This window comes from Goodfellowiella coeruleoviolacea (assembly GCF_024171785.1).
Classification (GTDB): Bacteria; Actinomycetota; Actinomycetes; order Mycobacteriales; family Pseudonocardiaceae; genus Goodfellowiella; species Goodfellowiella coeruleoviolacea.
This window is the reverse complement of sequence record NZ_JAMTCK010000015.1, coordinates 163,654-185,598: the sequence shown is the minus strand read 5'-3', so window position 1 is coordinate 185,598 and position 21,945 is coordinate 163,654. Positions and strand designations below refer to the sequence as shown.

At 71.2% G+C, this 21,945-nt stretch carries 20 protein-coding genes; 3 read left to right on the top strand and 17 right to left on the bottom strand.

The window, feature by feature from the left end:
* Positions 1-245: 245 nt before the first annotated feature.
* Both LX83_RS28750 and LX83_RS28745 read right to left on the bottom strand, forming a co-directional pair.
* Positions 246-1,373, bottom strand: a complete 1,128-nt coding sequence (locus LX83_RS28750) for a DUF2332 domain-containing protein (RefSeq protein WP_253776938.1) — start codon at positions 1,371-1,373, stop codon at positions 246-248.
* Between the two features lie 2 nt (positions 1,374-1,375).
* On the bottom strand, positions 1,376-1,894 hold the full coding sequence (locus tag LX83_RS28745; protein WP_253776937.1) for a MaoC family dehydratase: 519 nt from the start codon (positions 1,892-1,894) through the stop codon (positions 1,376-1,378).
* A gap of 320 nt (positions 1,895-2,214) precedes the next feature.
* Between LX83_RS28745 and corA the strand changes: the two genes are divergently transcribed.
* The gene (corA, locus tag LX83_RS28740) at positions 2,215-3,312 is read left to right on the top strand and encodes a magnesium/cobalt transporter CorA (RefSeq protein ID WP_253776935.1); all 1,098 of its coding nucleotides are present in this window, start codon (positions 2,215-2,217) and stop codon (positions 3,310-3,312) included.
* 332 nt (positions 3,313-3,644) lie between these two features.
* On the opposite strand, the gene LX83_RS28735 is transcribed toward corA, so the two are convergent.
* A complete protein-coding gene (locus LX83_RS28735) occupies positions 3,645-4,874 on the bottom strand; it encodes a DUF2332 domain-containing protein (protein ID WP_253776933.1) in 1,230 nt (409 codons plus the stop codon).
* A 171-nt stretch (positions 4,875-5,045) separates the two neighbouring features.
* On the opposite strand from LX83_RS28735, the gene LX83_RS28730 reads away from it, so the two are divergent.
* Together LX83_RS28730 and LX83_RS28725 are read left to right on the top strand one after the other, a co-directional pair.
* Positions 5,046-5,750 (top strand): metallophosphoesterase family protein, encoded by a 705-nt coding sequence (locus LX83_RS28730; RefSeq protein ID WP_253776931.1) that lies wholly within the window; start codon positions 5,046-5,048, stop codon positions 5,748-5,750.
* Positions 5,740-6,600 (top strand): chromosome partitioning protein ParB, encoded by an 861-nt coding sequence (locus tag LX83_RS28725; RefSeq protein ID WP_253776929.1) that lies wholly within the window; start codon positions 5,740-5,742, stop codon positions 6,598-6,600. Before LX83_RS28730 ends, LX83_RS28725 begins: the two co-directional genes overlap by 11 nt.
* A gap of 643 nt (positions 6,601-7,243) precedes the next feature.
* Here LX83_RS28725 and LX83_RS28720 read toward each other — a convergent pair.
* From LX83_RS28720 to eno, 14 genes are all read right to left on the bottom strand, one after another.
* Entirely contained in the window at positions 7,244-7,636 is a 393-nt protein-coding gene (locus LX83_RS28720; protein ID WP_253777114.1) for an NUDIX hydrolase, read from the bottom strand.
* A 45-nt stretch (positions 7,637-7,681) separates the two neighbouring features.
* Positions 7,682-8,704 carry a hypothetical protein gene (locus tag LX83_RS28715; protein WP_253776927.1) on the bottom strand — a complete coding sequence of 341 codons (1,023 nt, stop codon included), beginning with the start codon at positions 8,702-8,704 and terminating at the stop codon, positions 7,682-7,684.
* 288 nt (positions 8,705-8,992) lie between these two features.
* Positions 8,993-9,883 (bottom strand): SDR family NAD(P)-dependent oxidoreductase, encoded by an 891-nt coding sequence (locus LX83_RS28710; protein WP_253776925.1) that lies wholly within the window; start codon positions 9,881-9,883, stop codon positions 8,993-8,995.
* A 113-nt stretch (positions 9,884-9,996) separates the two neighbouring features.
* Positions 9,997-10,164 carry a hypothetical protein gene (locus LX83_RS28705; protein WP_253776924.1) on the bottom strand — a complete coding sequence of 56 codons (168 nt, stop codon included), beginning with the start codon at positions 10,162-10,164 and terminating at the stop codon, positions 9,997-9,999.
* A 418-nt stretch (positions 10,165-10,582) separates the two neighbouring features.
* Positions 10,583-11,608 (bottom strand): ABC transporter ATP-binding protein, encoded by a 1,026-nt coding sequence (locus tag LX83_RS28700; RefSeq protein ID WP_253776922.1) that lies wholly within the window; start codon positions 11,606-11,608, stop codon positions 10,583-10,585.
* On the bottom strand, positions 11,601-12,635 hold the full coding sequence (locus LX83_RS28695; protein WP_253776920.1) for an ABC transporter ATP-binding protein: 1,035 nt from the start codon (positions 12,633-12,635) through the stop codon (positions 11,601-11,603). Before LX83_RS28695 ends, LX83_RS28700 begins: the two co-directional genes overlap by 8 nt.
* A gap of 33 nt (positions 12,636-12,668) precedes the next feature.
* Positions 12,669-13,649, bottom strand: a complete 981-nt coding sequence (locus LX83_RS28690; protein ID WP_253776918.1) for an ABC transporter permease — start codon at positions 13,647-13,649, stop codon at positions 12,669-12,671.
* On the bottom strand, positions 13,642-14,568 hold the full coding sequence (locus LX83_RS28685; protein ID WP_253776916.1) for an ABC transporter permease: 927 nt from the start codon (positions 14,566-14,568) through the stop codon (positions 13,642-13,644). Before LX83_RS28685 ends, LX83_RS28690 begins: the two co-directional genes overlap by 8 nt.
* 70 nt (positions 14,569-14,638) lie before the next feature.
* Entirely contained in the window at positions 14,639-16,285 is a 1,647-nt protein-coding gene (locus LX83_RS28680; RefSeq protein ID WP_253776914.1) for a peptide ABC transporter substrate-binding protein, read from the bottom strand.
* 242 nt (positions 16,286-16,527) lie between these two features.
* The gene (locus tag LX83_RS28675) at positions 16,528-17,487 is read right to left on the bottom strand and encodes a Ppx/GppA phosphatase family protein (RefSeq protein ID WP_253776912.1); all 960 of its coding nucleotides are present in this window, start codon (positions 17,485-17,487) and stop codon (positions 16,528-16,530) included.
* 157 nt (positions 17,488-17,644) lie between these two features.
* Positions 17,645-19,060, bottom strand: coding sequence for a lytic transglycosylase domain-containing protein (locus tag LX83_RS28670; RefSeq protein ID WP_253776910.1), 1,416 nt, complete (start codon positions 19,058-19,060; stop codon positions 17,645-17,647).
* 206 nt (positions 19,061-19,266) lie between these two features.
* Positions 19,267-19,776, bottom strand: coding sequence for a DUF501 domain-containing protein (locus tag LX83_RS28665; protein WP_253777113.1), 510 nt, complete (start codon positions 19,774-19,776; stop codon positions 19,267-19,269).
* 77 nt (positions 19,777-19,853) lie between these two features.
* Entirely contained in the window at positions 19,854-20,249 is a 396-nt protein-coding gene (locus tag LX83_RS28660) for an FtsB family cell division protein (protein WP_253776908.1), read from the bottom strand.
* A gap of 205 nt (positions 20,250-20,454) precedes the next feature.
* Positions 20,455-21,756, bottom strand: coding sequence for a phosphopyruvate hydratase (gene eno / locus LX83_RS28655; protein ID WP_253776906.1), 1,302 nt, complete (start codon positions 21,754-21,756; stop codon positions 20,455-20,457).
* Positions 21,757-21,945 lie beyond the last annotated feature (189 nt).

Here is a 21,945-nt window from a genome sequence, read left to right as displayed (position 1 = left end):
GGGGGTGCCCTGGGGCCGGTCGAACACCACCCGCCACCCGGGCCGGCCGACACCGCAGGGCTTCACCCAAGCCCAAGCCCAAGCCCCGCCACCCGCACCCCGCGCCCGGCCACGCCGCGCTCGCCGCCCCGCGCCCGCGCCTGTGTCCGTGTCCGGTGGGAGCCGACCGGACGGGAGCCGACTCGGCCCGCCGACCCCCACCCCACCCCACCCACATCCCCGTCCCCGGACACCGGTCGCGTGCCTCAGCCAGCCGGCTGCGGCAGCCAGGTCAGCCGCTGGCCGTGCGGCGCGGTGGTGGCCAGGGCCCGAGCCACCGGTTCACCGCGCTCCCAGCGGGTCAGCACCAGCACCCCGGAGTACTGCGCCTCGTCCGCGTCCGCCAGGTCGGCGCGGCCGGGCAGGACCAGGTGCGGGCCGGCCCGGTACCCCTCGTTGCACACCCACCACAGCGGCCGGCGCTCGGCCAGCCTGGCCAGCTCCTGGACGTAGGCCACCCGGCGTGGCTCGGACAGGTAGCACACGGCGTGGCTGTTGATCACCACCAGTGGCAGCTCCGCCGGCACCCGGTCGGCAGCCCGTGCCAGGTCGTCCACGGCGTCCCCGGCCAGCAGCTCCGGCGGGTGCTTGCGCCGCACCGCGGCGGCGGCACCGAGCAGCCGCAGCCGCTCGGGCTGGTCCGCCCAGACACACGCCTCCAGCCAGGCGAACTGGTCCTCGTCGCCCAGGTCGATCGGCCGGCGGTCCAGCCCCACCCTGGCGCGGACGGTCAGCTTCTTGGGCAGCACCGGCAGTTCGGCCCCGGGCGCCAGGGCCAGCGCGGCGTGCAGGCCCACCGCCGCCTTGGCCGGACCCACGCCGATCTGCCCGGCCTGCTCGGTCTGGTACCAGTACGCGTACCGGTCCAGGTTGAGCAGCAGCCCGGCGCTGGTCCCCACTTCGAGCAGCCCGACCGCGCCACCGGCCTGCTTGGCGGCCAGTGCCACGGCCGGGTAGATCATGGCGGCCCGGCGCACCTCGTTGGTCTGCGTGGTGTGCGTGCCGATCAGCTTGCGCGCCTGGTCGGCCCGACCGAGCAGGAACTCCCGGAACACCGGCCAGGTCTGCCCGTCCACCCCGTAGGTGCCGCCCAACGAGGGGTAGTAGTTGGCCAGCGGGTGGAACGGCTCCGCCTGGATCAGCCGGTGCGCCGCGGCGAACAGCAGCGTGGGCACGCGGAACTCGGGTTCGGCCGCGGCGAGCAGCCCGGCCACCTCCTGGTCCTCGGCGGCGTGCCGGGCCAGGTGCTCGTACAGCGGGGACGCGCCGGCCGCCTCGTCGGCGAAGGCGCGCAGCTTCTGCAGCAGTGGTGCTGTGTCGGTGTCGTCGCCCATGGTCAGCTGCCCGATCCGGTCGACTCGGGCACGGGCCGGCCGGGCTGGTCGCCGCCGCGCGCATCGCCGTAGGACCGCTTGGGCACCATGACCTTGCGGCGGAACACGCACACCACGGTGCCGTCCTGCTTGTAGCCCCTGGTCTCCACGTGCACCACGCCCCGGTCGTCCTTGGACTTCGACGGTGTCTTGGCCAGCACCTCGGTCTCCCCGTAGATGGTGTCACCGTGGAAGGTCGGCCTGATGTGCCGCAGCGACTCGACCTCCAGGTTGGCGATGGCCTTGCCGGAGACGTCCGCCACGGACATGCCCAGCAGCAGCGAGTAGACGTAGTTGCCGACCACCACGTTCTTGCCGAACTCGGTGGTCTCCGCCGCGTAGTGCGCGTCCAGGTGCAGCGGGTGGTGGTTCATGGTGAGCAGGCAGAACAGGTGGTCGTCGTACTCGGTCACGGTCTTGCCCGGCCAGTGCTTGTAGACCGCGCCGACCTCGAACTCCTCGAAGTAGCGTCCGAACTGCACGCGCGCCTCCTTGCGCCACCCCGGTGTGTGATCCGACCCTCGCCGGCCGGGACGCCAGTCTGGACTGTCAAGGAGTATTCTCGGCAACCGGTGTGTGAGCGAATCCACCGCTCAGCCACACCGCTGACCCGAGGAGGTGAGGACGCCATGAGTCGTGGGACTGACAAACCCCACCCATGCAGTACCACCGGCGTCCCCACCGGATGGGTCCATCTTTCCCGGTAGACCCAGTGGTACTGGTTGGGACGCTCCAGTGCCGGAGCAGCTGAACCCGCTCCGGTGCGTCGTCATTGCTCGCGACGTGATCCCTGGAGGCCCAGATGCCCGCTCTGCCCTCGCTCGGCGGTCTGCGTGACCGTTCCCGGCGGCGCAACACCACCGCCGGACAGCCCGGGATCGCACCCATTCCGGTGCCGGTGTCGGCGTACGTCGTGGACTGTGGCGTGTACGTCGAGGGCAAGCGCCTGCCCGGCCGGTGGACGCACGCCGAGGCCGTGGAAGAGGTGCGGCGGCGGCGCGAGGGTTTCGTCTGGATCGGACTGCACGAGCCGGACGAGGAACAGATCCAGAGCATCGCCGAGATCTTCGGCCTGCACGAGCTGGCCGTGGAGGACGCGGTCCACGCGCACCAGCGCCCCAAGCTGGAGCGCTACGACGAGAACCTGTTCATGGTGCTCAAGACCGTGCGCTACGTGGACCACGACTCGCCGGACACGGCCAACGAGATCGTGGAGACCGGCGAGATCATGGCGTTCCTCGGCCGCGACTTCGTGGTCACCGTGCGGCACGGCAACCACTCCGGGCTGGCCGTGGTGCGCCGCGAACTGGAGACCGACCCCGAACGGCTGGCGGTGGGTCCGGCCGCGGTGCTGTGGGCGATCTCCGACCACATCGTCGACAACTACCTCGAAGTCACCGAGAACATCGAGGACGACATCGACGAGATGGAGGGCAAGGTCTTCGCCCCGCGCGGGCGGGTCAGCGCCGAGCAGATCTACCTGCTCAAGCGGGAAGTCCTGGAACTGCGCCGCGCGGTGATGCCGCTGGCGCTGCCGCTGCGCCGGCTCGCCGAGGGCTACACGCCCATGGTTCCCGAGGAGGTGCGCTCGTACTTCCGGGATGTCGACGACCACCTCACCACCGTGTCCGAACGCGTCGCCAGCTACGACGAACTGCTGAACACCCTGGTCGACGCCACCCTGGCGAAGATCACGCTCCAGCAGAACACCGACATGCGCAAGATCACCTCGTGGGCGGCGATCGTGGCCGTGCCGACCGCGGTCGCCGGGATCTACGGCATGAACTTCGACAACATGCCCGAGACCCACTGGAAGTACGGCTATCCCATGGTGATCGCCGCGATCCTGGTGCTCTGCCTGATCCTGTACCGAATATTCCGCCGGAACGAGTGGCTGTAGCCGGCTGACCGCCGTCCTCGGCGCCCGGCCGGTGGCTCCGGCTCCGCTGGGCCGCCCCGGCCACCGGCACCGCCACCCCGCCGCTCGCCTGACCCGCTGTTCCCGCCTGTTGCTGACTGTCTTGTTGCTGACTGCCCTGCCTGCTTGACCGCTCTGCCTGTTCCGCTCTGTCCTGCCTGTTTTCCGCGCGACTCACTCGGGGGTAACCGAGATGCCTCGACTCCTGTCCAACCCACGGTTCTGGATCGTCGCCAGCATGCTTGGTTGGCTGGCCACGGTGACGCTGCTGATCGCCCAGCAGCCCTGACGACACGGGCCCGCCGCGTGCCCGATCAGTTCCAGGGCCGGCAGTCCCAGTGGAACGGGATGCCGTGCCCGCTGCCGGTGCCCAGGCGCAGGCTCACCCCGACCGGCCACAGCTTGAGCAGGAGGTAGAACCGGTAGGGAAAGCCGTTGTCGCTGTGGACAACGGAATTCCGGCTCGCGGGTTCCTCGCGGCCGGACCGCGAGTCGCCGGACCGCTGGTCGCCGGGCTGCTGGTCGCCGAACCGCTGGTTGGTGGACCGCTGGTTGGTGGACCGCTCGCCGCCGCTCCTGCGCGGTTCGTACACCAGCAGCGCCAGCGGGGACTGCGGGGTGGCCCTGGCCGCGGCCTCGGCGAGCACGGCCCGCCCCCTGGCCCGGTCGGCCGGTGACACGTACTGCCACACCACGGAATGCGAGACCACGGTGAGCACGTCCCGCTCGGCGTGGGCGAGCTGCTGTTCCAACCACTCCGGTCCGGAGGCCCTGGCCACCCGGACCGGGTCGCTGGCGGCCAGGTCCAGCGCGGCCCGCAGCCGGTGCCAGCGGTCCAGCTGGTCCGCCCAGACGAACGAGGACAGGTGCAGCTGACCGTCCTGTGTGGACACGTCCACCGGGTTGAGGTCGCAGCCCGCCCTGGCCACCACGCGCAGGTTCCGGCTCAGGTCGGCCTCGGGCAGCCCGGTCCACTCCGGGTCGAGCACGAACGGGCTGTTCGGGTCGCCGAGCACCACGTCGTGCCCGTTTCCCGCCATCCGGTAGGCGATCCGGTGCGGCCGCAGGTTCAGTCCGCCGCTGGCGCCCACCTCCAGCAGCCGCACCGGAAACGGGGTGCGCCGGCCAGCCGCCTCGGCCGCCTGCTGCGCGGCCGTGAGCAGCCCGCCGTACAGCGGCCCGTTGCGGCCGGGCTCATTGGTCTGCACCACGGTGGCGCGCACCCGGTGCCGCAGCTCGGCTGCGTTGTCCCGCAGTGCCGGCAGCGCGTCCGACCACAGCGTGTCCAGGTCCGGGCTGCCGCCCACGCTGGGGTAGTGCTTGGCCAGCGCGGGTGCCTTGCCCTCCAACACCATCCGGTGCACCGCACCGGCGAAGCGCAGCCCCGGCACGCTGCCCTGCCGGTCGCGTTCACACCCGGCCATGATCTCGCTGGTCACCCCGCCGGCTGTCAGATCGGCGGCGGCCCCGACCAACAACGCGTGAGTGAGTGGACTCAGGTTCCGGCAACCCAGCGCCGTGTCACTGAACAGCTTGGCCAGCACGCCACTGACGCTAGCTCTGGGAACCGAACTGGGACAGGGCCCTGCGAGTCTTTTCACCCGGTCCAGCCGCGCGTGATCGACGACAACCGGGCATCGGTCGCGTTTGGCTGACCTGTTCGGCGGGCTCCCGGGTCGCTGCGGATGCCGGGTGCAACGCCTAGCCTCGAAGCCGTGATCAGGGTGCTGGCCGTGGCCGACGAGGTCGTCGAGGAACTGTGGACCGACCAGGTCCGCCGACACCGGGTCGATCTCGTGGTGGCCGCCGGTGATCTGCCGTTCGACTACCTGGAGTACCTGACCTCCGCGTTGGACCGACCTTGCGTGTTCGTGCCGGGCAACCACGATCCCGACCTGTCCGGGTACTCCCGGAGGTGGGGGCTGTGGACCAAGGCCGGACTGCCGGTGCGGTGGCCAGGTCCGGCCGGCGCGGTCAACGCGGACGCCAGGGTGGTGGACGTGGCCGGGCTGCGCATCGCCGGGCTGGGCGGGTCGATCCGCTACCGCAACGGCCCCAACCAGTGGACCGAGCGGCAGCAGGCGCGCCGGTTGCGCCGGGTGATCCGGTTGGCCGCGTGGCGGCGACTGCGCGACGGTCGGGGCGTGGACGTGCTGCTCACCCACGCGCCACCAGCCGGCTGCGGGGACGAACCCGACCGGCCGCACCAGGGGTTCGCCTGCCTGCACCGGGCCGTGGCCCGGCTGCGCCCGGCCCTGCTGCTGCACGGCCACATCCATCCACATGGGACGGTCCGCCCGGACCGCCGGCTGGCCGGCACCGGGGTGGTCAACGTGGTCGGCTACCGGGTGTTGGACATTCCCACCAGTGGTGACCAGGGTGACCAGGGTGACCAGGAGGAGGTTCTGCGTGCGCCGTGACACCGGCTTTCCCGTGGCCGACTCGGAGAACGACTTTCTCAAGGTCCGGCGCAGCCAGGTGCTCTCCCGGCTGGCCGCGTGGCTGCGGCGGGTGCCCGACGACGTGAACATCATGCTGCCCTTCGACGAGGTGGTCGCCGCCCTGGGCTGGCAGGGTGAGCGCGTCCTCGGCCTGCGCGTGATCAGGCTCGCGTCGATCGTCGGCAGCGTGGACCGGACCAGGGACTTCGACCGCCGGTTCCGGCCGACCTCGGCGCGGGTGCGGGAACGCTGGCAGCGGATCGCGCTGGCCCAGCGGCGCGGGGAGGCCGTGCCACCGATCGACGTGTACCGGGTCGGGGAACTGCACTTCGTCCGGGACGGCCACCACCGGGTGTCCGTGGCCCTGGCGCTCGGCTCGGAGACCATCGAGGCCAACGTGACCGAGGTGCGCACCAGGCTGTCCGCCGAGGGCATCCGCCACCGGGGCGATTTGATCGTCAAGGGCTATCGGCGGCTGTTCCTGGAGCGGGTGCCGCTCACCGGTGCGGCCAGGGCGGCCGTGCTGGTCACCGACGCGTGGGACTACGCGCAGCTCGGCGAGCACGTGGAGGCGTGGGGTTTCCGGCTGATGCAGGACGAGGGCGTGTTCCTGGACCGGGCCACGATCGCGCGGCGCTGGTACGAGGAGGAGTACCAGCCGGTGGTGGGCATGCTGCGACAGGCCGACCTGATCGGCGACCGCACCGAGACCGAGGCGTACCTGTGGGTGGCCGCCGAGCGCTACCGGCTGATCCGCACCCACCACTGGACCGACGAGGTGATCGCCGCCCTGCGCGACAAGCACGACCGGGGCCGCCGCGCCGGCTGACCCCAACCCGCGAGTCGACTTTGCAAACCCCGCGAGTTGCACGTTCACGCAGGCCCAAACGGGTGAAGACCAAAGACCCACCAGGGCATTCGCCGTTTCCGCCGCCGGCCAGCCTGAACCCACGACAGGCACGACGGACCGGCCCACTGCGCGACCACCTGGTCGACGTCCACAACGGTGCGATCCTCGCCGGCTCCGCCGAGCCGACTCCGCCGAGCCGGCCCCATCGAGCCGACTCCGCCGACGCGCCGGCCCCACCGAGCCGGCGCCGACAACGCGCCGCAACAGCCCTCGCGACAGGCGCGCGTTGCGATCCTCGCCGGCTCTGGCGAGCCGGCGCCGCGCTGGACGGCCAGGGGTTGGTGCTCACCGACCAGGGGCTGGCCGGGCCGTGCTCGCAAGCCCCGGGACGACACACCACACCGCGGCTCGGAACGTCCCGCACCACGCTCGGGGCCACACCGGTGGACGCCGTGCCACGTCGTCCACAACGGACTCGGCCGCCCCTGTCAACCCCCACCTCGCCACGGCCACTGACCTAGCCGGCGAAATCCCCGGTGGGGCTTGGGGATTCACCCGTTTGGGCCTGCGTGAAATGTCAACTCGGGGGGTTTGCAAAGTCGACTCGCGGGGTGGGGAGGGGTTAGGGGAGCAGGCCGGTGGTGTGGAGGTGGTCGAAGAGGAGTTGGGCGACGGGTGAGAGGCGGTCGCGGTCGGCGTAGGTGAGCCAGACGACCTCGTCGATCTCGCTGGCGGGGGCGATCTCGCCGGTGTGGTCGGCGGTGTAGCAGGCCATCCGGACGAGCACGCCCTCGGCGCGGCCGTGGGCCTGGGCTTCGAAGGTGCCCACGTGGTGTGCCGTGGCCGGGTCGATGGTGACGGTGAGTTCTTCGGCGATCTCCCGCACCAGGGTGTCCACGTCGGTCTCGCCGGGCTCGCGCTTGCCGCCGGGGAGGTAGGCGGTGTCCTTGCCGCGCGAGCGGGCGCCGAGGACTCTGCCGTCCCGCACCAGCACCCAGGCGACCTTGTCGATCAGGCTCGGATTAACTGACACCCGGGCAGGATAGGTCGGGCGATCGGGTCAGCGGGTGTCGGCGCCTTCGGGCAGCGGGCGGGCGTGGTTCATGACCTGGTCGGCGTAGTTGTCCAGCAGCCGGGTGCCGACCTGCTGGGAGTAGCCGAGCAGCACCGCCCACAACTGCAGGCCGGACTGGGTGCTGATGCCGATCAGGCCCTGGGTGACGCCGGCGGCGATGGCCATCACGCCCACTGTGGCCAGGGCCGCGCCGAGCAGCACCTTGATCATCGCCTGGTAGCCGACCAGCACGTACGGGGACAGGCTGGGGCGCCGGCGCAGCAGCAGCACCACGGCGGCGATCACCGCGCCGAACCCGCCGAGCAGCTGGATCAGCCAGGCGTCGCCGCTGGGCGCGGCCTGGCCGGACGGGCACACGTCGGGCAGGTCGCGGATCGGCTGCTGCACGCACAGCGGGATCAGGTTGGGCCAGTTCAGCGAGAGCACGCCGAGCGCGGTGTTCACCACCACCAGCACGAACGCGGTGACCACCAGCTTGTTGCGCAGTGCACGGGCGGCGGCGTGGGCGTCGTCGGAGACGTCGAAGGCCGCGCGCAGGGTGTCCACCACCACGGCGCGCTCGGCCGAGGTGGCCGGGTAGTTGGGCCGCAGCTCCTCCAACGCGCGCCTGCGGTTGTCCTCCTCGGGCAGGTAGTTGGCGATGCGCTCGCGCAGCGCGGGCAGCCGGCCGGCCAGGTCGGGGTCGGCGGCGACCGTGGCGACCTCGGCCTCGTGCAGGGCCCGCCAGGCGCGCTCGATGCGCCAGCCCGACCACCACGCGGCCGGGCCGTGCCACCAGCTCAGCGGTTCGTCGAGGATCGCGTCCACCACGTCCAGGGACCGCAGCGCGGCGCGGCGGTCCTGCTCGGCCTGGTCGGACTCGGTGGGGTGGGTGGCGGCGAGCACCGCGAGGTCGGCGCGCACCCGGCGGGCCCTGGACTCCACCGCCAACTGCCAGTCGGTCACCCTCGGCCGGTGTGCCCTGGCGCTCGCCGGTGTGGCGTCCTTGGCGTTGTTCCGCTCCAACATCGCTGACCACCCCCTTGTGCCTGTCCTCGATGGTCCCACCGAGGTCCGACAAAAACCGCCGACCAAAAGGGGGGTGCGGGCGCAGGTCGCCCGTTGGGGTGACGCGGGTGTCGCGGCCGGGTCATTGTCCACTCAGGACGGAGGGAGTCCGGCCACCACCGAGGGGTGGCCGGCTCACCCGGGGTTGCGGGCCGTCAGACCCGCGGACCGTCAGACCCGCAGGCCGTCAGACCCGCAAGCCGTCAGATCCTCGGGCCGTCAGGCGGGCGCCGTCAGATCCTTGGGCCGTCAGGCGGGCAGCGAGGGTTCCATCAGTTCCTGCAGGCGCGGTGGCACCCGCTTCTCCAGCCCGAACGGCTCCAGGTGTGCCTGGAACACCCCGTAGAAGGCCCGCTCGACGCTGTGCGGGTCCCAGTTCTCCCGCTCCAGCACCGGCTGCTTGAAGTAGGGCTGACCGACCAGGTGCAGCTGGCGCCCCTTCATCCGGACGATCTGGCCGGTGATGCCCTCGGCGGAGTCGCTGAGCAGGAACAGCACCAGCGGGGCCACCCGGCTCGGCGACAGCTCGGCCGGGATCGAGCGCAGGGACCGCTCCGAGGCCCACACCATGCGGGTGTGCGCCACCGGGCAGACCGCGTTGACCCGGATGCCGCTGGTCTCCAGGTCCAGCGCCCAGGACAGGGTCAGCGAGGCGACCGCGCCCTTGGTTGCCGAGTACGTGGCCAGCTTGCGCTGGCCGAAGAAGGCCCCCGAGCTGATGTTGACGATCGACCCGCCGGTGCCCTGCTCCCGCATGGCGCGCATGGCCGCGGTCCCGCAGTAGATGGTGCCGAGCAGGTTGACCTCGACGGTGGCGCGGATGCGCGCCACGTCGTCGTCCCACGGTGCTGTCTCGTAGTTCAGCCCGGCGTTGTTGACCAGGCCGTCGATCCGCCCGAACTCGGTCACGCACACCTCGGTGAGCTGCGCGGCCTGCTCGGGGTCGGCCACGTTGTGCCCGCTGGCCACGGCCGTGCCGCCGAACGTGCGGATGCGCTCGGCCACCTGTTCGGCCAGTTCCACGTCGATGTCGTTCACCACGACCGAGGCGCCGGCCTGCGCGCTGTGCATGGCGTACGCCTCGCCGAGCCCTCGGCCGGCGCCGGTGATGACGACGGCCCTTCCCTGCAGAAGCCCCATGGGGCAAGTCCTCCCTGCCTTGCGGTTGGTGCTGCCCGGCACCCGACGTGGTGCGGGTTCCCCTTCCGCCACAAGCCTGCGGCGGGCCGGGACAGCGGTAGTGGTGTCAGTCGTCAAAGGGTCTGGTTGTTGCGCTGAACGGGGTAAGAAGTTCGTTCGCCAGGATGGGTTTCACCGATCAGGCGCCACCCCCGGTAGCACGCATCCGTGCGGCCGGTCGGATCGCGGGGGTTTGCCCCGACCTGGTCGCCGAACGCCTCGCCGAGCGCGTCACCGTTCACCGCCGCTCGGTGCCGCCGCCTCCGCGCACGTGTGCTCACCACCCTCCACGGGCATCGCGATCCGGAATGGGAATGACCGTCCCGACGCCCTGCTGCCGGGTGAGTGGTGGGACGGCACCGCCGCCAGCACGACGCGACACCGGACCGGTAACGCCCACTGGGGGATCGGGTACCGCCAGGTCACGCCGCCGAGCCGCGGCTGAGTGGGAGAGATGTAATCACAAAAGGATATGGGGCGACACTGATCCGGTAATGGGTCAACCCGATCCGGGAAATTGCGTACCCGTTTCGGGGCGGAAATCAGGTCAGCGAGTCAGATCCACTACGCAGCGCTGAAAAAAGCTCGGCCGTGCCCCGAATCGAGTGACACTGATTCGAGGCACGGCCGAGACGAGCAACCAGGGGGCGGCAACCCCGGTCAGGCGACCACGTGGGGGCGCTGCTCCGCGAAGTGGCAGGCGCTGGGGTGGCCGGCGGCCCGGTCCACCAGGGCGGGCTCCTCCTCCGCGCAGATGTCCTGCGCCTTCCAGCACCGGGTGCGGAACCGGCAGCCCGAGGGCGGGTCCACCGGGCTGGGCACGTCACCGGTCAACCGGATGACCTCCCGCTGGCCGCGCAGCTCCGGGTCGGGCACGGGCACCGCGGACAGCAGCGCCTGGGTGTAGGGGTGGGTCGGGTGCTGGTAGATCTGCTCCTCGGTGCCGATCTCCACGATCTTGCCCAGGTACATCACGGCGACCCGGTCGGACAGGTGCCGCACCACGGACAGGTCGTGCGCGATGAACACGTAGGACAGGCCGAACTCGCTCTGCAGCTCGCCGAGCAGGTTCATCACCTGGGCCTGGATGGACACGTCCAGCGCGGACACCGGCTCGTCGCAGACGATCACCTTCGGCCGCAGGGCCAGCGCCCTGGCGATGCCGATCCGCTGCCGCTGGCCGCCGGAGAACTGGTGCGGGTAGCGGTTGATGTGCTCGGGGTTGAGCCCGACCACGTCCAGCAGCTCCTGCACCCGCTGGCGCCGGCTGCCCTTGGGCGCGACCTCGGGGTGGATCTCGAACGGCTCGCCCACGATGTCGCCCACGGTCATCCTGGGGTTGAGCGAGGTGTACGGGTCCTGCAGCACGATCTGGATGCTGCGGCGCAGCCGGCGCAGTTCGGCGCCGCGCATCTGGAAGATGTCGCGCCCCTCGAACCGGGCCGTGCCCGAGGTGGGCGGCTCCAGCCGCATCAACACCTGCGCCAGGGTGGACTTGCCGCAGCCGGACTCGCCGACCACGCCCAGGGTCTCGCCCTGGTGCAGGTCGAAGGAGACGCCGTCCACCGCCTTGACGTGTCCGATGGTGCGCTTGACCAGCACGCCGACCGTGACCGGGAAGTGCTTGACCAGGTCGCGCACCTCCAGGATCGGCTCACCAGGGGACGTGGGGGTCGCGTCAGCCACGGCTGATCAACTCCTCGGCGAAGTGGCAGGCGCTGGTCCGCTCCGGGCCGAGCCGCACCGGCGCGGGCAGGTCGGTGCGGCACCGCTCGGCGGCCATCGGGCAGCGGGGGTGGAACGGGCAGCCGCTGGGGATGCGCAGCAGGTTGGGCGGCAGGCCCTTGATGGTGGTGAGCGTGCTGCCCTTGAGGTCCAGCCGGGGCAGCGACTCCATCAGTGCGCGGGTGTAGGGGTGGCCGGGCTCGCGGAACAGGGTGCGCACGTCGGCCTGCTCCACGATCCGGCCCGCGTACATCACCACGATCCGGTCGGCCACCTCGGCGACCACGCCCAGGTCGTGGGTGATCAGCACCAGGCCCATGTGTCGGTCCCGCTGGATCTCCGCGAGCAGGTCCATGATCTGCGCCTGCACGGTGACGTCCAGCGCGGTGGTCGGCTCGTCGGCGATCAGCACGTCCGGGTCCAGCGCCAGCGACATGGCGATCATGGCGCGCTGGCGCATGCCGCCGGAGAACTCGTGCGGGTACTCCCGCACCCGGCGCTTGGCGTTGGGGATCTTCACCAGGTCCAGCAGTTCGACGGCGCGCTTGCGGGCCTCGGCGCGGCTGACACCCCGGCGCACCCGCAGCTGCTCCTCGATCTGGAAGCCCACGGTGAACACCGGGTTCAGCGCGGACAGCGCGTCCTGGAAGATCATGGCCACGTTGTCGCCGCGCACCGCGCGCCGCCGCTCCGGTGACGCGGTGAGCAGTTCCTCGCCGCGGAAGCGCACCGACCCGCCGGTGACGAACGCGGGCGGGCTGTCCAGGATGCCCATGACGGTCTGCGCGGTCACGCTCTTGCCCGAGCCGGACTCGCCCAGCACGGCCAGGGTCTCGCCGGCCTGGATGTGGTAGCTGACGCCGTTGAGCACCTTGGCCACGCCGTCGCGGGTGCGGAACTCCACGTGCAGGTCGGCCACTTCCAGCAGCGGTGCCGCCGACGCCGGGGCCGGGTCCGCCCCGCCGGCCTTCTTGTCCACAGTGGACATCGTTTCCTCGGTTTCCCTGCGCCGCAACGGGTGTCAGCGCAACTTCGGGTCAAGGGCCTCACGGACGGCGTCGCCGAGCATCACGAAGGCGAGCACGGTCACGGTGAGGAAGCCGGCCGGGAACAGCAGCGCGTGCGGCGCCACCCGGATGTAGTCCTTGGCCGCGTTGATCATCACGCCCCAGGACACCACCGGCTGGCGCAGGCCCACCCCCAGGTAGGACAGGGTCGCCTCCAGGCCGATGAACGCGCCCAGCGCGATGGTCGAGTACACCAGCACCGGCGCCAGGCAGTTGGGCAGCAGGTGGCGCAGGATGATCCGGCGGGGGCTGGCGCCCAGGCCGCGCGCGGCCTTGACGTAGTCCTGCTGCTTGGCGGTGATCGCGGCGGAGCGCATGATCCGCATGGACACCGGCCAGGACAGCGCCATGATGGACAGCACCACCTGGGCCACGATCCGCACGGGTCCGGCGCCGCCCTCGGCGTTGAGCGTGGTCAGGATGACGATCGAGCCCAGCACGAAGGGCAGGCCGGCGAACACGTCGGCGCCCCGGGACAGGATCGCGTCCAGCCAGCCGCCGAAGTAGCCGGCCAGGATGCCGAAGGTGGAGCCGAGCAGCACGGCGCCGACGGTGGCCAGCACACCGACCACGATGGACGCCCTGGCCCCGTAGATCACCCTGGCGTAGATGTCGTAGCCCTGGTTGTCGTAGCCGAACCAGGCCTGCGCGGACGGCCCCTGGCGGCTGCGCGACAGGTCGCCGAAGGTGGGGTCGGCCGAGGTGAACAGCTGCGGGAACGCCGCCATCACCACCACCAGCAGGATCACCAGGGCGGAGATCCAGAACAGCGGGCGGTGCCGCAGTTCCACCCAGGCGTCGGAGAACAGCCCCCTGGGCTTGTCCGGCTGGCCCGCGCCACCACCGCTCGGGCCGGCGTGTTCGGCGGCGGTCACCTGGTCGGCCGCGCCCGCGGTCAGGGCCGCGCCAGCGGCGGCCACACTCGGGTCACTCATAGCGAATCCTCGGGTCCAGCACGGCGTAGAGCAGGTCGACCAGCAGGGTCATCACCAGGTAGGCGAGCACCAGCAGGGTGACCAGGCCGGTCACCAGCGCGCCCTCCTTGGTCTGGATGGACCGGAAGATCAGCCCGCCAACACCGGGCACGTTGAAGATGCCCTCGGTGACGATGGCGCCGCCCAGGAACGAGCCCAGGTCGGTGCCCAGGAAGGTGATCACCGGGATCAGCGAGTTGCGCAGCAGGTGCACGCCCACCACCCGGCGCTGCGGCAGGCCCTTGGCCAGCGCGGTGCGCACGTAGTCGGCGCGGCGGTTCTCCGCGATGCTGGACCGGGTCAGCCGGGCCACGTAGGCCATGGACAGGCTGGCCAGCACGAAGCCGGGCACGATCAGTTCGCCGAAGGTGGCCTTGGAGCTGACCGTGGGCGGGATGACGCCCCACTGGATGCCGAACACCAGTTGGATCACCGAGCCGGTGACGAACACCGGGATGGAGATCAGGAACAGCGTGGACACCAGCACCAGGCTGTCCAGGAACCCGCGGTTGCGCAGCCCGCTGACGATGCCGGCGGTGATGCCGATGACCGCCTCGATCACCAGGGCGACCAGGGCCAGCCGCAGGGTGACCGGGAAGGTGTCGGCGATCCGGTCGATCACCTGCACGCCCGACGAGGTCTCGCCGAAGTCGCCGCTGAGCAGGTTGAGCATGTACTTGCCGTACTGCACGATCACCGGGTCGTCGAGGTTGAACCGCTCGCGCATCTCGGTGATGTAGGCGTCCGGGCAGGCGCGCTCACCGCACTTGCCGGCGAACGGGTCGCCGGGCACCGCCCACACCATGACGTAGATCAGGAACGTGGTCCCCAGCAGCACCGGGACCATCTGCAGCAGCCGACGCAACACGTAACGGCCCACGAGAAACTCCCATCAGCGAGGCCGGCCCACGGGGTGCGTCCCACGTGGGCCGGCCGTGCCAGTCAGCTCATCAGCCGATCTCGACGCTGGACAGGACGAGGTTGCGCTGCGGGTCGGACTGGGCGTTCTTCAGCCGCTCGGACCGGCCGGCCACGTTCTTCTGCGTCCACAGTGGAATCGCCGGCATGTCCTCGGCGATCAGCTTCTCGGCCTCCCGGTACAGCGCGTTGGCCGCCTCCTTGCTCGGCGCCTGGTCGGCCTCGGCCAGCTTGGCGTCCACCGCCGGGTTGGAGTACAGGCCGTCGTTGGACGACGCGCCGGTGCGGTAGAGCGGGGTCAGCCAGTTCTCGATCGACGGGTAGTCGGCCAGCCACCCCGACCGGTAGATGCCGGTCATCTCGTGCGCGTTCACCTTCTGCCGGTGCTCGGCGAAGCTGGTCAGCGGCTCGAACACGCAGTCGACGCCCAGCGCGTTCTTCACGCTGTTGCACACCGCCTCGGCCCACTCCTGGTGCCCGCCGTCGGTGTTGGACTGCAGCTTGAGCTGGCCGGTGAAGCCGGACTTGGCCAGGTACTCCTTGGCCTTGGTCGGGTTGTAGGTGCAGTACTCGCCGCAGGCGCCCTTCTGGTAGCCGTCGGTCAGCGGGTGCACGAACGCGTCGGCCGGGGTGCGGGTGCCCTCGAAGATCCGCTGGGTGATCTCCTCGCGGTTGATCGCCATGGAGACCGCCTTGTGCAGGTCGGTGTTGTCGTAGGGCTTGACGTAGTACGGGAAGGTGACGCTCTGCAGCTGCAGGGTGTCCCGCACGATCGCCCGGTCACCCAGGTCGGCCTCGTACTTCTTGCCGGCCAGCGCGTTGGCCGGCAGCTCCTCCAGGTAGTCCAGGCTGCCGCTGACCAGGTCGGCGTAGGCGGACTCGCGGCTCTGGTAGACCTTGAGCACCAGGTCCTTGAACTTGACCTTGTCCTCGCCCTGGTAGTCGTCGAACCGGGTCAGCCTGATCTCGGTGCCCACCTGGCGGGACACGAACTTCATCGGCCCGTTGCCGATCGGGTGCGCCTCGAACGCCTTCTGGTCGGCGAAGAACGAGTCGGGCATCGGCGAGAACACCTCGTAGCCGAGGGTCACCGGGAACACCGAGAACGGCGCGGCCAGGGTGATCTCGAAGGTGTGGTCGTCGATCACCTTCAGCCCGGACATCTCCTTGGCGGTGGGCTCGGGTGCCGGCTGCGGCCCGTCCGCGCCGTCCGGGTCGTCCGGGTGCACGTCGCTGTAGCCCTGGATCTTGCTGAAGAAGCTGGCGCCCTGGGTGGCGTTGGGGCCGTAGGCGGTCCAGTTCCAGGCGTCGACGAAGTTCTTGGCCTTGACCTCGGTGCCGTCGTGGAACTTCCAGCCCTTCTTGAGCTTGACCGTGAACACCTTCGAGTCGGTGGTGTCGATCGACTCGGCCATGGCGTTGGACGCCGCGTAGGTCTGCGGGTCGTACTCGACCAGCCCGGTGAACATCGGGTCGAGCACGCGGCTGCCGCCCGCCTCGGTGGTGTTGCCGGGAACCAGCGGGTTCTCCGGCTCGGTCTCGTTGATCGTGATGGTGGCGTCCGCCGTGGCGGCGGCGTCACCGCCGGCGTTGTCGCCGCCACCACCGCCGCACCCGGTCGCGACCAGGGCCAGCGCAACGGGCATTGCCGACAGCGAGATCCAACGTGATCTCCGCATGGGTCCCCTCCCACAAGTACAGACCCACGGCCGAGCCGACAAGGCGGGCCGAGCGGGCCGGGGCGAGCCCGCCCCCAGAAGTGTGAGAGGACGTTAACTGGATGCAGTAACAGCGATCACGTGCTAATGGGTCACAAAGTCGTCACGATCGGTCACATGTCGTCCGTCTAGCCCCTTTTTTTCGTCCGCCTGATGCGGTATGGGCGGACACCAAGCCGTAACCGTCCGTTAGCGAGCGGAGGTTACTGCTGGGCGATCGAGAACGCGATGCCGTCCAGGATGTCGTGCTCACTGGTGACCAGTTCGGTGATCCGCGCCCGCCGCGCCAACTGCTCGGCCAGCACCCGCACGACGATCGCCCCACCGTTGATCACGTCCACCCGCCCCGGGTGGATGGTGGGGATCGCGGCCCGCTGCGCGTGCGTGGACCCCAGCAGATCGGACACTGTTTTCCGCAGGTCGTCGAGGGGAAGCCGGGCCAGGTGGGTCTGCTCGGGGTCGTAGGCGGGCAGGTCGCGGGCCACCGCGGTGAGCGTGGTGACCGTGCCGGCCACCCCGATCCAGGTGCGCGCCCGCTCCACCGGCACCGCGGCGAACGCCTCGGCCAGCGCGGCCTCGGCCACCTCGACCGCCTCGGCCACCTCGGCCTCAGCCGGCGGGTCGGAGTGCAGGCAACGCTCCGTGAGCCGCACGCACCCCACGTCCACCGAGCGCGCCGCGCTCACCGCCGCGGTGGTCCCGTCCCACGTGCCGAGAACCAGTTCGGTGGAACCACCGCCGATGTCGGTCACCAGGAACGGCCCGTCCTCGGGCGCGCAGTCGGCCACCGCGCCGACGAACGACAGCCTGGCCTCCTCGTCCCCGGTGATCACCTCGGCGGGCGCGCCGAGCACCGCCTCGGTCATGGCGAAGAACTCGTCGCGGTTGGCCGCGTCCCTGGTGGCCGAGGTGGCCACCATGCGCACCCGCTCGGCACCCCTGCGGCGCAGCACCGCCGCGTAGTCGACCAGCGCCGCCCTGGTCCGGGCCAGTGCCTCGGGCGCGAGCACACCGGTCGCGTCCACGCCCTGGCCCAGCCGGACGATCCGCATCTCCCGGTGCACGTCCCGCAGCCAGAACCCGCCGTCCTCGCGACCGGTGACGTCGGCGACCAACAGCCGGATGGAGTTGGTCCCACAGTCGATCGCGGCCACCCTGGCCATGCACGTCCTCCCACACTGCAACGACAAGCCGACACCGCAACGGTAGTCGCCGCAGCCGAGGTCAGGACGTGCCGGGCTGGACGCCCCCCGGTCGCTAGGACGCGACCGTGCCATTCAACCGCTCTCGCCCGGCTGCGCCGGCCGATCCGCGCGGTCGCTAGGACGCGACCGGGGACGAAGTCCTGGGCAGCTGGGTGGACGAGGACGGCACCGCGCTGCCGCTGACCGAGGTCTCCGGTGCGCACGGGTCGTCCGGCGCGGGCAAGCTGGGCGTGGTCTCGCCGGTGGGCGTGGTGCTCGGCGCGCTGGAGTCGGTCGGGTCGGGGCAGCTGGGCGAGGTGCTGGTGGACGGGCTCGAACTGGACGAGCTGCTCGGCGGCAGGGTGATCGTGGTGGTGATCGTCGACGGCGTGGTCGTCGTGGACGGGGTGCTGCCGGTGGTGGACGGCGTGGACGACGTGGACGACGTGCTGCTGGGCGGCGCCGACGTGGTCTGGCCCGGCTGCGACGTGGTGGTCGGCTGGGTGGTGCCGGCCGGCACCTCGGTGCCGGGCTGGGCCGGGGCCACCGGGTCGCCGTTGGACACCGGCAGGCCCGGGTTGGTCAGGTCGCCGGGCGCCTGGCCGTAGTCGCCGGGCAGCGGGGTCACCCCGGCCGCGTAGGCGTCGGCCCACACCAGCACGGTCCGCACGTAGCTGTCCGAGTGGTTGTAGCGGAACACCGCCCTGGCCCGCTGGGCCGGATCGCTCAGGTCGCCGCCGCCCGCGCACAGGTAGTAGCCGGCGGCCAGCGAGGCGTCGTAGATGTTGTGCGGGTTCTGCACGCCGTCGCCGTTGCCGTCGCTGGCGTAGCGGGCCCAGGTGGACGGGATGAACTGCATCGGGCCGACCGCGCGGTCCCAGGCGGTGTCCCGGTCGTAGCGACCGCCGTCGGTGTCCCGGATCGCCGCGAACTTGGGGCCACCGGACAGCTGCGGCCCGAGGATCGCCTGCACGGTGGTGCCGTTGGCGTCCACCCGACCGCCGCGGGCGTGGCCCGACTCGATGCGGCCGATGCCGGCCAGCAGCGACCAGCGCAGGTGGCAGGTGGGCACGTCGACGGCCATCCGCTGCTCGGCCCGGCGGTAGGCGTCCAGCACCACACCGGGGATGCCCAGCGGGCCGGCCGGCAGGTCGGCGGCGCCGGCGGCCAGCGCCGGGGGGTTCTGGGCCAGGTCCAACAGTTCCTGGCTGAGCTGGCCGACCTCGGGCAGGCTGCCGTTGGCGGCCAGCTCCGGGTCCTGCGCGCTCTTGGTGCGCAGCAGCCCCAGGATGTCGCCGGGCCCCGGCGGGTAGGCGTTGAGCGCGGTGCTGTCCGCGAGGTTGACCCAGTCCATCACGCCGGTGCCGAACATGGCCGGCGGCGCGAGCAGCGCGGTGGCCGCGGTGGCCGCGAGCCCCCACTGGCGGGGCGAGAGCCCACGCCGGCGCGCGGTGGCGCCGGGCGGCTGGGTCTGCGCTCCTGGCGACTGCGATGACTGCCCCGACCTGGTGGACTTGCGGTGCTTCCCGCTTCTCCCTCTCGGCACTGCCACGTCAGACCCACTCCTCACGCCGGTCGCCGCTGCCCACGCGCGACCCGGCCGCGTCCCGCTGCGCCGTATTCACTGCTGGTTGACCACGATGCCCTACTCGCGGCCGTCATGCCATACGCAACCGCACAGCAGGCTAAATCTTTGTGTGCTGGCAATCATTGCGTTGACCGGCGCGCGTGATGAATTCTCAGTGAATTCACAGGAAGCTACGCGCAGTCACCCTGGGGCCAACTGTCGGCCAACAATTCCAGGGTTTCGTCCCCGATTGGATTAATGCCGGGTCCGCACGCCAACGAATGCGCAACGTGAACATGCAGGCATTTCACCCGTCCAGGCATTCCGCCCGCGCTGACCTCGGTGCCCAGCGACTCGATGGCGTTGCGCTGCGCCAGGTACGAGCGGTGCGCGTCCAGGTAGGCCCGACCCAGGTCCGGGTCGGTGGCCAGCCGCTCGGTCATCTCCCGCATCACCCCGGTCGACTCCAGCCGGCTCACCAGCGAGCACAACCGGGGGCAGGTCAGGTAGTACAGCGTGGGGAACGGGGTGCCGTCCTCCAACCGGGGGTTGGTCTGCACCACGCCCGGGTGCCCGCTGGGGCAGCGGTAGGCGATGGCCCGGATGCCCCGGGGCGGCCGACCCAGCTGCTCGGTCACCACGGCGCGGTCGTGCTCGCTGACCGGCTCCAGCCCGCGCGACCCGGGCGGCTCGGCCGGCACCCGGGGCTCGCGCGGCCCGCGCGACCCGTCCTGCGGTCCGTGCGGTTCCCGCGGCTCGGCGGACTCCGGTGACTCGTTCACTGGCCGCTCCCGGTCACCGACGCCCACAGCTGCTCGTACCACGCCTTCTCCTCGGCCGGCTGCTGACTCGCCGGCTGCTGCTGGTTGTTCTGGTTGGCCTGGTCGGGGAACTGCACCACGTACGGGGTCTCCCCCGGCCGCACGTAGTGCAGCTTGTCCCTGATCTCGGCCTCGGCCTTCGCCGGGTCGGACAGCTGCTGCTTGCGCTGCTCCAACGCGGCCACGTCGTCACGCAGCTGCTGCTGGCGCTCGGTCTCCTCGCGCAGCTCGGCCCGCTGCGCGAAGTAGGTGCGCAGCGGCACCGCGATGCTCAGCACGAGCGCGCAGGCGACCATGGCGATCACGGCGGCCTGCCGGGTGCCCGACATGCCGAACGCGCCACCCGTGCCCACGCCGCCGCGTCCGGCCGGCCGGACCCGCGCCGCCAGCCGACCCGTCCGGGTGGGGGTGCGCCGGGCGCGCCTGGGCCGGCGCGTCGAGGAACCAGTCGACGAACCCGTGGTTCCCCGACGACGCCGATCCCGATCGTGCTCGCGTGCGGGCACCGTGGCTCAACTCTCCCGAATCGCCTGCTGCTGCGTCACTGCTGGGCGCCGGTCAGCTGCTGGCCTGCTCGGCCTCCGGGGTGAACCGGGGGAAGGCCAGCTCACCGGCGTAGCGCGCGGCGTCGCCCAGTGCCTCCTCGATGCGCAGCAGCTGGTTGTACTTGGCCACCCGGTCGGTGCGGGCCGGCGCGCCGGTCTTGATCTGCCCGGCGCCGGTGGCCACGGCCAGGTCGGCGATGGTGGTGTCCTCGGTCTCGCCGGACCGGTGGCTGATCATGCTCTTGTAGCCGTAGGAGGTGGCCAGGCTGACCGCGTCCAGCGTCTCGGACAGCGTGCCGATCTGGTTCACCTTGACCAGCAGGGCGTTGGCCGCGCGCCGGGAGATGCCCTCCTCCAGCCGCTCCGGGTTGGTGACGAACAGGTCGTCGCCGACCAGCTGCACCCGCTGGCCCACCTCGGCGGTCATCCGCACCCAGCCGTCCCAGTCGTCCTCGGCCAGCGGGTCCTCGATGGACACCAGCGGGTAGGCGTTGATCAGCTCGGTGTAGTAGCCGATCATCTGCTCGGCGCTGCGCTTGCTGCCCTCGAACGTGTAGGCGCCGTCCGCGAAGAACTCGGTGGCGGCCACGTCCATGGCCAGCGCGATGTCCCGGCCCGGGGTGTAGCCGGCCTTCTGGATCGCGGTGATGATCAGGTCCAGCGCGTCCCGGTTGCTGGACAGGTTCGGCGCGAACCCGCCCTCGTCACCCAGGCCGGTGGCCAGGCCCTTGCTCTTGAGCACCGACTTGAGCGCGTGGTAGACCTCCGCGCCCCAGCGCACCGCCTCGCGGAAGGACTCCGCGCCGATCGGGGCGATCATGAACTCCTGCACGTCCACGTCGGTGTCGGCGTGCGCACCGCCGTTGAGGATGTTCATCATCGGCACCGGCAGGATGTGCGCGTTCGGGCCGCCGATGTAGCGGAACAGCTCCAGTCCGCTGGACTCGGCCGCGGCCTTGGCCACGGCCAGGGACACGCCCAGGATGGCGTTGGCGCCCAGCCGCCCCTTGTCCGGGGTGCCGTCCAGGTCGACCAGCTTCTGGTCGACCACGCGCTGCTCAACGGCCTCGATGCCGGTCAGCTCCGGCCCGATCTCGTCCAGCACGGCGGTGACGGCCTTCTCCACACCCTTGCCGTTGTACCGGCCGGTGTCGCCGTCCCGAAGCTCAACCGCCTCGTGCTCCCCGGTCGAGGCCCCGGACGGGACCGCCGCCCTGCCCAGGGTGCCGTCGTCCAGCGCCACCTCCACCTCGACGGTGGGGTTGCCGCGCGAGTCCAGAATCTCGCGGGCGCCGACCTGCTCGATGACCGCCACGTGCGCTCCCTATCCAGCGTGGACAACCAGTCTTCCGGCACGAGCCTAGCCCGGCCGCCCGGAGTGCCGGGGCAGGTGGCGGCCTGTGGCGGGCGCGGCAGCGGGCGCGCGCTGAATCGAGGCAGTTGCCCCTGACCCGATCGGGGCAGCGGTTGCCGGCCATTCGGCGCCCCCGTCAGACGCCACGAC

Bases quoted from the DNA above. Each gene is read 5' to 3' on its own strand.
- LX83_RS28675 (WP_253776912.1), bottom strand. From the start codon at position 17,487: ATGGCCAGGGTGGCCGCGATCGACTGTGGGACCAACTCCATCCGGCTG.
- LX83_RS28750 (WP_253776938.1), bottom strand. From the start codon at position 1,373: ATGGGCGACGACACCGACACAGCACCACTGCTGCAGAAGCTGCGCGCC.
- LX83_RS28715 (WP_253776927.1), bottom strand. From the start codon at position 8,704: ATGTTGGAGCGGAACAACGCCAAGGACGCCACACCGGCGAGCGCCAGG.
- LX83_RS28695 (WP_253776920.1), bottom strand. From the start codon at position 12,635: ATGTCCACTGTGGACAAGAAGGCCGGCGGGGCGGACCCGGCCCCGGCG.
- LX83_RS28710 (WP_253776925.1), bottom strand. From the start codon at position 9,883: ATGGGGCTTCTGCAGGGAAGGGCCGTCGTCATCACCGGCGCCGGCCGA.
- LX83_RS28690 (WP_253776918.1), bottom strand. From the start codon at position 13,649: ATGAGTGACCCGAGTGTGGCCGCCGCTGGCGCGGCCCTGACCGCGGGC.
- corA (WP_253776935.1), top strand. From the start codon at position 2,215: ATGCCCGCTCTGCCCTCGCTCGGCGGTCTGCGTGACCGTTCCCGGCGG.
- LX83_RS28680 (WP_253776914.1), bottom strand. From the start codon at position 16,285: ATGCGGAGATCACGTTGGATCTCGCTGTCGGCAATGCCCGTTGCGCTG.